The sequence below is a fragment of the Pseudorhizobium marinum genome, from assembly GCF_000705355.1.
GTDB lineage: Bacteria > Pseudomonadota > Alphaproteobacteria > Rhizobiales > Rhizobiaceae > Neorhizobium > Neorhizobium pelagicum.
On the sequence record NZ_JMQK01000022.1, the window covers coordinates 26270 to 38320 of the forward strand.

Here is a 12051-nt window from a genome sequence, read left to right on the forward strand (position 1 = left end):
AGCTCGTTGCACTCACCACGGCTGCCTGCCTTGGTTGCTGAAGAATTTGACTGTTGGGCCGTCGGTCCCAATCAAAGCTGTCCGGATTGCGGCGCGGCGACATGGAAGCTGACATCACCGAAGAGGCGGGGCTGCACCCGGCGTGACGCGTAACGCCACTTTCCATCGCGTCGCTCGAACGTGTCCACGTAGCGCCCGGTCACTATCGGCTGCAGCGGCAGGCCGGGCATTTCCTGATGGACGGTGAAGTAGCTCACTGACGTTGCCGTCGTTGCACTCTCGATGTCGATGAGGATGTTCGACAGTGCATGCCAGGTCCGCGGTGTGCCATCCTGGTGATGCTGCACGTTGTCTCTGAAGAACCGGGCGACCTCGTCGTGGCCATTGACGACATCATCGCCCACCTGGAACCGGGCATCGTCCAGCAGTTCGGCATTCTCAGCGATCTTTCCGTCGTCCAGGTTATGGACATAGGTTGCGAGCAGCCGGTTAATCTCACTCTCGATTACGAGACGGTCGAGAGCGTCGGGGGTGTATTCATTGACGGGCATTGAGGTTCCTTTTTCATGACGGTTGCCACGAAGTTCGTCAGCCTGGGATTTGTTGGGTTTGCGGGCCATCAGACCTGCGAAGCGCCACCATCGGCGAACAACTCGGCGCCATTGATGTAGCTGGCGGCGTCGCTTCCAAGGAATGCCACGGCGCCGGCGATCTCTTCAGGCTGGCCGATGCGGCCGATCGTGCTGCGATCGCCGAGATAGGCGATCGCTTCCTCTGCCTTGTCGCCGAGAAACGAACGGAGAGACGCCGTGTCGGTCGGTCCCGGGCTGAGGATGTTTATGCGGATACCCGACCCCTTGATGTCCATGACCCAGCCTCGGACCATGGCGCGCAGCGCGGCCTTGGTGCCGCCATAGACACTGAGGCCCGGACCCGGCTGAATCGACGATGTCGAGCCGATAATGACGATCGCACTGCCCGCGCCCATCAGTGGCAGCGCCTTCTGGACGGAAAAGGTCACGCCCTTCACGTTGCCGTCGAACGCCCGATCGAAATGCTCCTCGGTGATCGAAGCGAGCGGGACGATTTCACCGGCGCCGGCATTGGCGACCAGCAGATCGAGGCGACCATGTTTTGCCTTCACATGCGCGTAGAGCCGGTCGAGGTCGGCGAGGTCTGATGTCTCCGCCTGAACGCCCTCGGCGTCGTTGCCCAGCGTTTCGACGGCGGCGTTGAGTTTTTGCGCATTCCGGCCGGTGATGATGACCTTCGCACTCTGCAATACGAGTTCCTGCGCGATCGCTAGCCCGATCCCCGACGTACCGCCTGTAACGACAACTATCTTCTGCGCGAACGACATGGTGGCTCCTTAGTTGGTGATTTCATGTAGCGAACGCTATAAATCATCAGATTGTCTCTCGGCAAGCATTATATATCGATCGCTACAAACGCGCTTCTTACCGACTTGAGAATTGTTGTAGGAGCCGCTATATCTGGGACATGGAAAACAACACCGTTTCGCCTCCCGCCACCCGACAGAGACGACCGCCATTCGACCGCGAGAAGGGTGTCGAAATTGCCAAGTCCTTGTTCCATGCGCGCGGCTACGATGCGGTGAGCATTGCCGATCTGACGCAGGCGCTGGAAATCAACCCGCCGAGCCTTTATGCGGCCTATGGCAGCAAGCTCGCGCTATTCGAGCGCGCGATGCGGTCGTACCGATCGACGGACTTTTTGCAGATTGAGAAAATCCTGCGTCCCGGCAGGCTGCCAGCAGAGGCGCTGACGGACCTTATGATCGCTGCCGCCCGCCATTACACAAAGGATCGCGACAAGCGTGGCTGCATGATTACCGAGGCCCTGCAGGGCGACGACGAGCAGGCGTGCACGCTGGCTGGCGAACTGGCGAGAGAGCCCAGAGAACGGATCCGAAACTACATCGCCGCGCACGCGCCGAAGTCAGAAGTTGATCGGATCAGCGACTATCTGCTGCTGAACTTGCGCGGGCTGTCGGCCTACGCCCGCCTGGGCTACACCCAGAAGAAGCTGATCGATTGCGCCCGCACCGCTGGACGCGCCCTTGAAAGAGAATTTGCTCACCCGTCGCCAGCCTAACGGATCAGACGAGGATGATGTGGCCGCCGGCAGCTTCGTCACTTTTGTTTCAGCGGCCTGTGACGCGGGGATCTCTTCCGACCGACGATCTTCGATCGCAAAAGATAGGGCCGACAACAGCTCTGCTGGTGCCGGAATTGGTTCCAGCGGCGTTGGCAACTTTGTTCTTGAAGGTCATTCATTGACTTTTCTCCTCTCGGGTAAAGGCCAGCCGGGTTCGCTCGCCGGAACGATATCCACGGCTGTTGCCTTGTTCAGGCTCCTGATGATCAGGGCTGATCGGTCGGCCGAACGACGATCTCGTTGATCGCAACCCGCCGGGGGCTCGTAATGATGAAGGACACGGCCTCCGCGATGTCCTCGGCGTGCAGGCGTTCGACATCGCCGAACATTGCCTTGAAGCCTTCCCACTGTCCCTTGGCATCCCATAGGCCGGTCGCAGTCGCTCCTGGCTCGATGACAGAGAAGCGGATCGACTGTCGGGTGAACTCCTGCCGCCAGGCTTCGGTCGCGGCCGTGACCGCAAACTTGGTCGCATTGTAGATGGCGACCTGCGCCGCAGCAAAGCGTCCCGCGACGGAGGAGATGTTCACGGCATCCACGACCCTGCAGGGGCTTTCCTTCACAGCCTCCGATAGATGCGGAAGCGAAGCCTTCGTAACGTACATGAGACCGCGCAGGTTGATGTCGATCATGATGTCCCAGTCCTTAAGGGGACTCTTGATGGACGGGCCGTTGAGCATGACGCCAGCAGCATTGATAATGCGTGTCGAGACGACCGAACCGGTCGACGGTCTGAGAGACGACCCTTTCGGCCTCGGCCGATGTTCTAAGATCGACTTCAATCGGGAAAGCCTCTCCACCGGCAGCCGCTATTTTTTCCGCCACACTTTTCAGCCGCTCGACGTTGCGGCCAGCGAGGGCCACTCTTGCGCCCGACGTGGCCAGGCGCAGGGCGGTTGCCTGGCCGATCCCGCTCGATGCTCCCGTCACGAGGGCGACGGTGTTGTTCAGTGTTTCAGACATATTTTGCTCCTATGACAGTCTCGGTTCCGTAAACGGCCAGGATCCTCCAAGGATCGGCTCGGCTTGAAACCGGGACAGAGTAAGATGACGAATCATCTAGGGTGACCCTGATCCTTCCCGATTATTGCCCAATCCTCTTGGTGACGGAGTTTTGGGGTGTGCGGAAACGGAACCACTTCTTGAACGACTTCGTTTTGGCACTTATGTCTCACCCTAGGAGCGTGCGGCCATGGATCTCAGGGAAAGTGCTGGAAACAGAGAGTTGCGGGAAGCGACGGCCTCAGCGCGGGCGCGTCTCGCGCAGACCATTGAAAAGAAAATCGGAAGTCTTGAGGAACTTCACACCGACATTGCTGGACTGACACTCGTTCGACGGGATCGGCCGATCCCGCCTACTCCCTATCTTTACGAGCCGTCGCTGGCGATGGTCGCGCAAGGGGCCAAGCATGTCGTACTCGGAGACTCCTCGCTCTGGTACGACGAGTCGCATTTCCTTTTGACTTCCATGAACCTACCGACAATAACACGGGTGGTCGAAGCGACACCGGAGCGCCCCTACCTGTCGATGGTGCTAAAGCTCGATCTCGCCGTTGCCAGGGAGATTATGACCGATCTCGATGTTACCGGAATGGAAACTTCCGGAGGTGCCGCAATGGCTGTCGGTCCCGCTACGCCGGAGATGTTCGACGGGGTCGAGCGCCTTCTCACGCTGCTGGACCGTCCGGCCGAGATCCCGATCATGTCCGGCCTGATACGGCGAGAACTTCTGTTCAGGGTGCTGACCAGTCCGGCCGGGGAGCGGCTCCGGCAGATCGTCAGGATGGGTACCGACGGGAACCGGATCGCACGCGCCGTCGCCTGGTTGCGTGAGCACTTCAGATCGCCATTCAAGGTCGCCGAGCTGGCAGAGCACTGTCGCATGGGCGTTTCCACGCTCCACCATCACTTCAAGCTGATGACGGCGATGAGCCCATTGCAGTTCCAGAAAAACCTTCGCCTCCACGAGGCTCGGCGACTGATGATGTGCGAGGACCTGGACGCGACGAGCGCTGCAATCGAAGTCGGTTACGAGAGCGTCACGCAGTTCAATCGCGAATATCGCCGTCTGTTCGGCGCTCCGCCGATCGGCCACGTCAGATCATTGATTGGCGACGGCTCTTTCAGCCCCATGCAGATCTAGTCCGACGCAAGACGAAGGCCGCCGGGCGGACCCGAAGGCCTCGTTAGTTGTCCAGTCCAGAACCCGGATGACGCGGATATAGGTGCCATCCTCCAGAAGATGGGTGGCAAAGCTGTGCCTCAAGCCGCCGTTGAGGTTGAACGGTGATGGCATTATCAAATGCAGCAGGACGAGCTTCTTGTGAACGGAATCGAACCGTAAGCACTGTTCATTGGGAACAGCATTGCGGCACGATGCCAACCGGAGCTCGGATTTGACCCGTCATCGAGGAATGACCTGCTCCCGTCGGCTCATGCGACCGGTATGCAACACCAATCATGCGGCGCGGCGATAATGCACCCCGCGCTACGTCACCGCGATTCGTTGAACGAAATCCAGAAAAGCCCGCACCTTGGCCGGCGGCATGTGGCGCGATGGATGATAGGCGTAAAGCGGAAACCGCTCGCCGGACCATTCCCTCAGAATCGTCGTGAGCGCCCCGCTCTCAAGCCACTCGTCGAGACCGATGGCAAAGCTCTGGAATATGCCTTGCCCCGCGAGACAGGCCGCGACGGCAGCGGAGGGATCGTCCATGACCAACCGCCCTGCCACCTTGATCTCGATGGCACCGTTATCACCCTGGAATTCCCAAGTGAACGGCCGCCCGGTCTGCGGGTCGCGAAAGAGAATGCAATCATGGTGCATCAGGTCGTGGGGCGTGGCTGGAACGCCGTGACGGTCGAGATAGGCTGGGGCGGCACAGGTCAGCACCGGTACGTCCAGCAGTTTGCGCGCGATCAGCGACGATTCGTCCGGCGGACCGAAACGCACGGCGACATCCGCGCCGCTCATCATCTCTTCGCGATAGTTGCTGGTGGTCAGATCGAGCGTCAGGGCGGGATAGCGCGTCAGAAATTCACCGATCCTCGGTGCCAGCACCATGCGCGCGAACCAGGGATCGATCGAAACCCTGAGCCGCCCGCCGACGAATGCCGCGGAACCGGCGGCTTCGGAGGCCGCTTCCTCCAGCCCGGCCAGCAACGGCATGATCCTGGCATGGAAGCGGGCGCCCTCTTCCGTCAGCGTAACCTCACGCGGATTGCGGTCGAACAATCTGACGCCGACGCGTTGTTCGAGCCGCGCTACAGCACGACTGACCCCCGATGGCGTGAGGCCGAGAACATCCGCAGCCCGCACGAAATTGCCCGCCTCGATAACCGCCCCGAAAACGCCGACCCCGGTCAGCAGCCGCGTGTCGAAACTCATGCACCCTCTCCGCCGCAAGGTCGGCCTTCGCCGACCGTCTCGTCATGATGATTTTAAGTCATCTTATCTTTGATTTTAATGCGCGTGAATCATCTTTCTTCGTCCCGTAAATAGTTCCTCAGCGCCCGGGCGGCGCCAGCGGCATGCCGGAACCGTGGAAATCTCCGGCCTTGCAGAGAAGGACTTCATCCATGAATGCGATCTCACGCAGAAGCCTGTTGGCGCGCGGCGGCCTCTTGCTGGCAGCCGGCACAGCCGCTGCGAATACGCCGGTTCATGCGGTGGCAGCCAAACCGCAAGCGCGGTCCGGAAATTTCAAAAAGATCGACATGGCGATGGAGCAGGCCGTTCGCGACGGGACCGTGGCAGGAGTCGTTGCCACAGCCGCGGGACCGGACGGCATGATCTACGAAGGGACATTCGGAAAGGCCAATACAGTGACCGGAGCGATAATGCGCGCCGATACGGTGTTCTGGCTGTTGTCCATGACGAAGGCCTTCACCGCCACGGCCTGCATGCAACTCATCGACCAAGGTAGGATCGATCCCGAGGACGATGCGGCGAAATATCTGCCGGAGCTCGCCAATCCGATGGTGCTGGAGGGTTTCGACGGCGACGGCCAGCCACGCCTGCGCCCGGCCAAGCGTGCCATCAAGGTGCGTCACCTGCTCACCCACACCTCCGGCTATACCTATTCGATCTGGAGCGATGCGCTGACCCGCTACGAGCAGGTCACAGGAATGCCGGACATAGCGACCTGCAAAAACGGTGCTTTCCTGGCACCGCTCGAATTCGATCCCGGCGATCGCTGGCAATACGGCATCAGCATGGACTGGATCGGAAAGCTGGTGGAGGCGGTCAGCGACCAGTCGCTGGAGGTCTATTTCCGCGAAAACATCTTCGCCCCGCTCGGCATGACCGATTCAGGCTTCCTGATCGGCAGCAAGCAAAAGTCCAGGGTCGCCACCTTCCACAACAGGAACGCGGACGGCGGACTGACACCCGCACCCTTCGAAATGCCACAACGGCCGGAATTCTTCATGGGCGGCGGCGGCGCCTTCAGCACGCCACGCGACTACATGACCTTCCTGCGGATGATGTTGAACGACGGCTCCCACAAGGGCGTGCGCGTGCTGAAGCCGGAAACGGTCGCGTCGATGATGCGAAACCAGATCGGCGACCTCGACGTGCGCGCCATGACGACGGCCCAACCCGCCTATTCGCAGAGCTTCGACCAGTTTCCCGGTGAGCACCACAAGTGGGGATATTCCTTCGACATCAATACGCTGCCCGGTCCGAACGGTCGGTCGGCGGGCAGCATTTCATGGGCTGGCCTGCTGAACTGCTATTTCTGGCTCGACCCGGTGCAAAAAGTGACCGGCGCCATCTTCACCCAGCTTCTCCCATTCTACGACGAAAAGGTCGTGAAGCTCTACGGCACATTCGAACGCCGCCTCTACGACGGCCTCGCCTGATCCATTCCCGACCTCAACACCAGGAGACATATCATGTATGCGATTACAGGAATTACCGGCAAAGTCGGTGGCGCGCTGGCGAAAGCCCTGATCGAAGCCGGAGAGCCGGTCCGTGCGGTGCTGCGCGATCCCGCCAAGGCGGAAATCTGGCGCAAGCGCGGTTGCGAAATCGCCTTTGCCGACATGGGCGACGCGACGCAGCTTGCCGCCGCGTTCCAGGGCGCCAAGGGCGTCTTCATTCTGCCGCCGTCGGAATTCGATCCGGCGCCCGGCTATCCGGAAGCGGCAAAGCAGAATGAGGTGCTGACGACCGCTCTCCTTGCCGCCCGCCCCGAAAGGGTCGTCTGCCTCTCCACCATCGGCGCCGACGCGGAAGTCGACAATCTGTTGAGCCAGCGGACCATGCTGGAAGAAGCCCTCGGCGAACTCGATCTTCCCGTCACCTTCCTGCGGCCCGGCTGGTTCATGGAAAATGCCGCCTGGGACGTGGCCTCGGCCCGCGACAAAGGCGTGCTGCACAGCTTCCTCCAGCCTGCCGACAAGACATTCGCCATGGTGGCAACGCAGGATATCGGCCGGCTTGCCGCAGATCTGATCCGCGAGCAATGGATCGGCAAGCGGGTGGTGGAACTGGAAGGCCCGGCTCGGGTCTCACCCAATGATCTCGCAGAGGCTTTCGCGTCGGTTCTCGGGCATCCGGTGCGGGTGGAGATCGTCCCGCGGGAAAGCTGGGAGGGCCTGTTCCGTGCCCAGGGTACGCGTCACCCGCAGCCGCGCATGCGTATGCTCGACGGTTTCAACGAAGGCTGGATCGACTTCAAAGCCGACGGCGGAAACCGCGTCAGGGGCACGACGTCACTTGAGCAGGTGATCGAAGCGCTGGTCCGGCAGGCGGCGGCGAACGAGGCCGCCTGAGCCCGCCGGGAGAACGGGCGGCGGACGGCTTCTGCCTCTGCCGCCGCGTCCCTCGCAACTCGAAAGGAATGATCATGGAAACGATTGAGACTCACGGTGTCGCGATCCCCCGCTTAGGACTGGGGACTTTCCGGATGCCTGGCGATGCCGCCCGACCGGTGGTCGAAAGCGGGCTTGCCCTCGGCTTTCGCCACATCGATACCGCCGCCATGTACGACAATGAAGCCGCCGTCGGTGCGGGGCTCGCGGCCTCCGGCATAAACCGCGCTGACCTCTTCGTCACCACCAAGGTCTGGCACGACAAGCTCTCCCCCGATGCCCTGCGGCGGTCCTTCGACACGAGCCTCGGCAAGCTTCGCCTCGACCATATCGATCTCTTCCTCGTCCATTGGCCATCGGGAAACATGAACATGAGCGCGACGCTGGACGCGATCACCGAACTGAAGGAGGAAGGTCTGGCGCGCGCCATCGGCGTCTGCAACTTCAACCTGCCCATGATCCGGCACGCGGTCGAGGATATCGGCGCCCCCATCGCCGTTCATCAAGTGGAATATCATCCGTTCCTGTCGCAGACGCCGATGCTGAACTACCTTCGCCGCAAGGGTATTCCAATGACCGCCTATGCGCCGCTTGCGCAAGGCCGGGCGGCAAAGGATCCCGTTCTCGCCAGGATCGGTGAGAAGCACAGCGCCACCGCAGCCCAGATCGCCATAGCCTGGCTTCTGGATCAGGAAAACGTCATCGCTATCCCCAAAGCCGCTCGCCCCTCCAGCCAGAGAGCCAATCTCGATGCGCTCAACATTCACCTCGACGAGGAGGACCGCGCGGCTATCGCGGCTCTGCCGAAGGACCTACGCTACGTTGACCCGCCCTTTGCTCCAGACTGGGAGGCTGCAACGCTCTGAAAAGCAGGTGCTTAATCTCGGGATAGTTCGAGGATACCCCTCTATTTAGCAAGTAACGTCCGCACTGACGGCCCAGTGGTTACACTGCTGAGCGTGGGGCGGCAGTCATCAGCGGGATGATCATCGATTGGCCAGCCTCAACCAAGGCAACACGAGGGACTTGGGAAATAATCAATTGAACCTTGACGAACCAAAGTGGTTCAAGGATATTCAAGGTGAACAAGAGAGGACCTTTTCATGACCGCATTCACGATCCGCGTCCCGGACGAGGTGGCCGACCGTCTGAACCAGATTGCTCAAAAGCTCGACCGTTCGCGCTCTTACATGGCAGCTCAGGCCATTGAAGATTTTGTGTCGCGCGAAGAATGGCAGCTCGCGGAAATTGAAGCCGGAATTGCCGAGGCTGACCGCGGCGAATTCGCCAGTGACGACGACGTGGCGCGCGTCGTCGGCAAATACGTCAAGGCGACTTCTCGGTCATGAAGCAGAGGCGCATCCGCTGGACCGTGCGGGCGTTGCGGCGACTTGACGAAATCGGCGCGTACATAGAACAAGACGACCCAGATGCCGCTGCACGGGTCGTTGCCCGACTCGTAGCTTCCGTCGATATGCTGGCAGAGATGCCAGCCGCTGGACGCATCGGTCGCATCGCCAGCACGCGCGAAGTGGTCTTGTCCGACATTCCTTACATCATCCCTTATCGGGTTCGCCAGGACATCGAGATCATTACCGTAATGCATGCCTCTCAGAAATGGCCGAAGAGGCTGTAAAGGCAGTGCGTCACCTGGGCACAACACCGGCAGCGGCGAAGCTGCGATCGCCTTGAAGGGATTCGAACCGACGACCAAGACGTAATAGAGTCGGAGAAAAAACTGATTAGGGAGAATCTCCTGCCCAATCTTCGTGGACGTGCCGGATACGGATCACGAAAACCGTTCCGTCTTCGTTGATGCGATAGACGACGAGGTGAGCTTTGAAGGGATGGATCCTGACAGGCGGAGAAATTTCATGGCGCTCGCGCGCCATTCGTGGGTTTTCGGCGATGAGTTCGAGTACGGCGAAGAGCTCGTCATGATATCGTTTGGCCACCGGTGATCCAAAGGCGCGGATACCTTCTTCTGCGATGGAAACGATATCCTCTTCCGCCCGGACCGAAAGGCTGAATGGCATCAAGCACGTCCGCGGCTAATCTCAGCTAGCTCGGTTGCTGCAGCGAACAGCTCGTCCCTTGAACGACGCCCCAACCCACTTGTGATCCCGTCGTCGACAAAGCGCTGCATCTGGGCAATCTTGTCCGTACGAGCCTGGTCTCTGCGGATTAGGTCCCTGACGTAATCGCTTACGTTTGAATATCGACCCGTCTTGGCTTGTGCTTCAACCCAGTCTTTCATGGGGTCCGGCAGGGATACATTCATCGTCGCCATCACAGTCTCCTTAGACCCCAAGAATAGCCGCTGATGGCAAAGTTTGTCAAATAGCTAGTGATTGCGCGATACGCTTTTGAAGGGATACGAACCGCCAGCCCGTTGGTCGAAGGATCAAGCGCTGGATATCCGAAACCATTCAACTGCTCAAGACATCTGCTCCGCGGCTCTCTGTAGCAAACCAGCCCGACTAGAGATGACCTTGCGAATTGCACTCAGGATGGGGTGCCTGATCCCCTCGTCGGCCAGTTCTGCAACAAGGGTATCGGCCTCGCTCACAATCATTTCCGCCATCTGGGCAAGATCGCGAACAAGGATGCGCTGGGAAGATTTAGTGTCGGGCACCAATGCCTTCCAATGCTTCAGCTGGATGGTGTCGGGCACATCGCGGCCGCCAATCTTCATGGCGAGCCTCTTTGACAAGCGGGGATAAACAGCCGTGCAAACGACATCGTAGATCGGTGCCAGATCCGGTCCATCGGAGCCATAAAGCAGGGCGTAGTTCTTGCCGTGGGCATCGGCGTTGCCGACGAGATAGTGGAAGATCAGCATGCGGATGAACCGTAACCGATCCGCGACAGGTCTAGCGGAGGCCTGGTCGATCAGCCCGAGAGCCCGTTCTGTTCCCGGTCCGCCCTCGGCCTCATACTTCAGCTCCGGCGGTACGCTAAGGGCCTGGCAAAAGTCTTCCTGGTGTAGGCGCTCTATGATGCCGTCTGCAGCCTGCGTCCGATCATAACGTTCAACCAGGAGAAAGGCAGTCGCCCCGTCTAGGCGTATCTCGACATGGGGTACCGGCAGCTTGAGGCGGGCACCCAACCGCATACAAAAATACTCGTTCTCCACTGTGCCTTCCAACGCCTGGATGACCGGTTTCAAGATATGGGTCGTTGGTCGACCATCTCTCGCCAAGGCAATGGAATCTCCATCGACAATAACCGCCAGTTTATCCTGCGCGCCGGCGAGCGATAGGCGAATGCCCTCGTCTCCACCAAGCAAAGGCCGGGTCCGCAGCCTGCTGAGAATTTCATCCAGACGTTCCGAAGTGAGAATTTCGGCGTGGGATCGGCCAGAAGGTTCGGGCGCCGTGCCTGTAGGGTAGAGTGACAAAGCACCTGCGCACTCGCCCCCGATAACTTCCAGTAGCCCGAAGGCATTGCCTGCCGAGAGGCCGAGCGCACCAGCGAGGCGTTGCCGCGCCCCCTCGTCCGGCAAGAGACCGGAGAAAAAAGGGCGCACTACCTGATCGCCAAAGGGCTCTTCTTGCAGGGGCATCGAGAACGAGATCGCACGCGATCGTTGGTCCAGGAGATACGCGCCATCATAGGCAAAAGTCAGCAAGCCGTCGTCAAGTCGGCTGAGTAGGCCCGCCTTCGTGTCGCGAAAATAGACGTCCAATACCCGGGTCATGATCGCGGGCCCTGGCGACGCCCGACCGAAACAACGAGGCCCAAACCAGCCAGGACTTGCATCGCACGGCCAATCTGGCAGCTCTCTTTGCCGGCCTCGAGTTCACGCAGAAAACGTACGCCCACACCAATCACCCCTGCGAGTTGCTCCTGGGTTAACCCTTGCTGTTTGCGCTCCTGACGGATCAGCATGCCGAGGCTTTTCGTATCTTTGATCTTTTCCATAATCACCCCTATCGGGATGATTATATCACCAGACGGCATGAAGGGAAGTCAAAAGAACCGATCGGGATGATTTTAGGATTATTGGCGCCAACGGACCGAAATAGACCCGCTCAGGATGAAACTACAGCGCAA

The 12051-nt window shown here is 59.9% G+C and carries 17 protein-coding genes; 8 read left to right on the plus strand and 9 right to left on the minus strand.

Annotated elements, in window-relative coordinates; genetic code table 11:
- Positions 1–71: 71 nt before the first annotated feature.
- Together EO99_RS0120775 and EO99_RS0120780 are read right to left on the minus strand one after the other, a co-directional pair.
- Complete coding sequence (locus tag EO99_RS0120775) at positions 72–620, minus strand: nuclear transport factor 2 family protein (RefSeq protein WP_235776896.1); 549 nt, start codon at positions 618–620, stop codon at positions 72–74.
- Positions 620–1360 (minus strand): SDR family NAD(P)-dependent oxidoreductase, encoded by a 741-nt coding sequence (locus tag EO99_RS0120780; protein WP_029620508.1) that lies wholly within the window; start codon positions 1358–1360, stop codon positions 620–622. Before EO99_RS0120780 ends, EO99_RS0120775 begins: the two co-directional genes overlap by 1 nt.
- Before the next feature lie 140 nt (positions 1361–1500).
- Here EO99_RS0120780 and EO99_RS0120785 point away from each other — a divergent pair, with 140 nt between their 5' ends.
- Positions 1501–2115: a TetR/AcrR family transcriptional regulator gene (locus tag EO99_RS0120785; RefSeq protein WP_029620509.1), complete on the plus strand. Its 615-nt coding sequence runs from the start codon at positions 1501–1503 to the stop codon at positions 2113–2115.
- Positions 2081–2422, plus strand: coding sequence for a hypothetical protein (locus EO99_RS27630; RefSeq protein ID WP_156034928.1), 342 nt, complete (start codon positions 2081–2083; stop codon positions 2420–2422). Before EO99_RS0120785 ends, EO99_RS27630 begins: the two co-directional genes overlap by 35 nt.
- Here EO99_RS27630 and EO99_RS28505 read toward each other — a convergent pair.
- Both EO99_RS28505 and EO99_RS28510 read right to left on the minus strand, forming a co-directional pair.
- Positions 2385–2858, minus strand: a complete 474-nt coding sequence (locus tag EO99_RS28505; protein ID WP_210165092.1) for an SDR family NAD(P)-dependent oxidoreductase — start codon at positions 2856–2858, stop codon at positions 2385–2387. The genes EO99_RS27630 and EO99_RS28505 overlap by 38 nt on opposite strands.
- Positions 2824–3141, minus strand: a complete 318-nt coding sequence (locus EO99_RS28510; RefSeq protein ID WP_210165093.1) for an SDR family NAD(P)-dependent oxidoreductase — start codon at positions 3139–3141, stop codon at positions 2824–2826. Before EO99_RS28510 ends, EO99_RS28505 begins: the two co-directional genes overlap by 35 nt.
- A gap of 229 nt (positions 3142–3370) precedes the next feature.
- Here EO99_RS28510 and EO99_RS0120795 point away from each other — a divergent pair, with 229 nt between their 5' ends.
- Entirely contained in the window at positions 3371–4321 is a 951-nt protein-coding gene (locus tag EO99_RS0120795) for an AraC family transcriptional regulator (RefSeq protein WP_029620510.1), read from the plus strand.
- Positions 4322–4666: 345 nt separating this feature from the next.
- Here EO99_RS0120795 and EO99_RS0120800 read toward each other — a convergent pair whose 3' ends face one another.
- Positions 4667–5566, minus strand: a complete 900-nt coding sequence (locus tag EO99_RS0120800) for a LysR family transcriptional regulator (protein ID WP_029620511.1) — start codon at positions 5564–5566, stop codon at positions 4667–4669.
- 191 nt (positions 5567–5757) lie between these two features.
- On the opposite strand from EO99_RS0120800, the gene EO99_RS0120805 reads away from it, so the two are divergent.
- From EO99_RS0120805 to EO99_RS0120825, 5 genes are all read left to right on the plus strand, one after another.
- Positions 5758–7041 carry a serine hydrolase domain-containing protein gene (locus EO99_RS0120805; RefSeq protein ID WP_029620512.1) on the plus strand — a complete coding sequence of 428 codons (1284 nt, stop codon included), beginning with the start codon at positions 5758–5760 and terminating at the stop codon, positions 7039–7041.
- A gap of 33 nt (positions 7042–7074) precedes the next feature.
- Positions 7075–7956 carry an NmrA family NAD(P)-binding protein gene (locus tag EO99_RS0120810; protein WP_029620513.1) on the plus strand — a complete coding sequence of 294 codons (882 nt, stop codon included), beginning with the start codon at positions 7075–7077 and terminating at the stop codon, positions 7954–7956.
- Positions 7957–8030: 74 nt separating this feature from the next.
- Entirely contained in the window at positions 8031–8861 is an 831-nt protein-coding gene (locus EO99_RS0120815; protein ID WP_029620514.1) for an aldo/keto reductase, read from the plus strand.
- 237 nt (positions 8862–9098) lie between these two features.
- Positions 9099–9344 (plus strand): CopG family ribbon-helix-helix protein, encoded by a 246-nt coding sequence (locus EO99_RS0120820; protein ID WP_029620515.1) that lies wholly within the window; start codon positions 9099–9101, stop codon positions 9342–9344.
- On the plus strand, positions 9341–9631 hold the full coding sequence (locus tag EO99_RS0120825) for a type II toxin-antitoxin system RelE/ParE family toxin (protein ID WP_029620516.1): 291 nt from the start codon (positions 9341–9343) through the stop codon (positions 9629–9631). The genes EO99_RS0120820 and EO99_RS0120825 overlap by 4 nt, the downstream gene beginning before the upstream one ends.
- A gap of 106 nt (positions 9632–9737) precedes the next feature.
- Here EO99_RS0120825 and EO99_RS0120830 read toward each other — a convergent pair whose 3' ends face one another.
- The 4 genes from EO99_RS0120830 to EO99_RS0120845 all read right to left on the minus strand — a co-directional run bounded on the left by EO99_RS0120830 (position 9738) and on the right by EO99_RS0120845 (position 11919).
- Positions 9738–10031 carry a type II toxin-antitoxin system RelE/ParE family toxin gene (locus EO99_RS0120830; protein WP_029620517.1) on the minus strand — a complete coding sequence of 98 codons (294 nt, stop codon included), beginning with the start codon at positions 10029–10031 and terminating at the stop codon, positions 9738–9740.
- Entirely contained in the window at positions 10031–10285 is a 255-nt protein-coding gene (locus EO99_RS0120835; protein ID WP_029620518.1) for a type II toxin-antitoxin system ParD family antitoxin, read from the minus strand. The genes EO99_RS0120830 and EO99_RS0120835 overlap by 1 nt, the downstream gene beginning before the upstream one ends.
- A gap of 147 nt (positions 10286–10432) precedes the next feature.
- Positions 10433–11695, minus strand: a complete 1263-nt coding sequence (locus EO99_RS0120840; protein ID WP_029620519.1) for a type II toxin-antitoxin system HipA family toxin — start codon at positions 11693–11695, stop codon at positions 10433–10435.
- Positions 11692–11919, minus strand: coding sequence for a helix-turn-helix domain-containing protein (locus EO99_RS0120845; RefSeq protein ID WP_029620520.1), 228 nt, complete (start codon positions 11917–11919; stop codon positions 11692–11694). The genes EO99_RS0120840 and EO99_RS0120845 overlap by 4 nt, the downstream gene beginning before the upstream one ends.
- Positions 11920–12051: the final 132 nt, after the last annotated feature.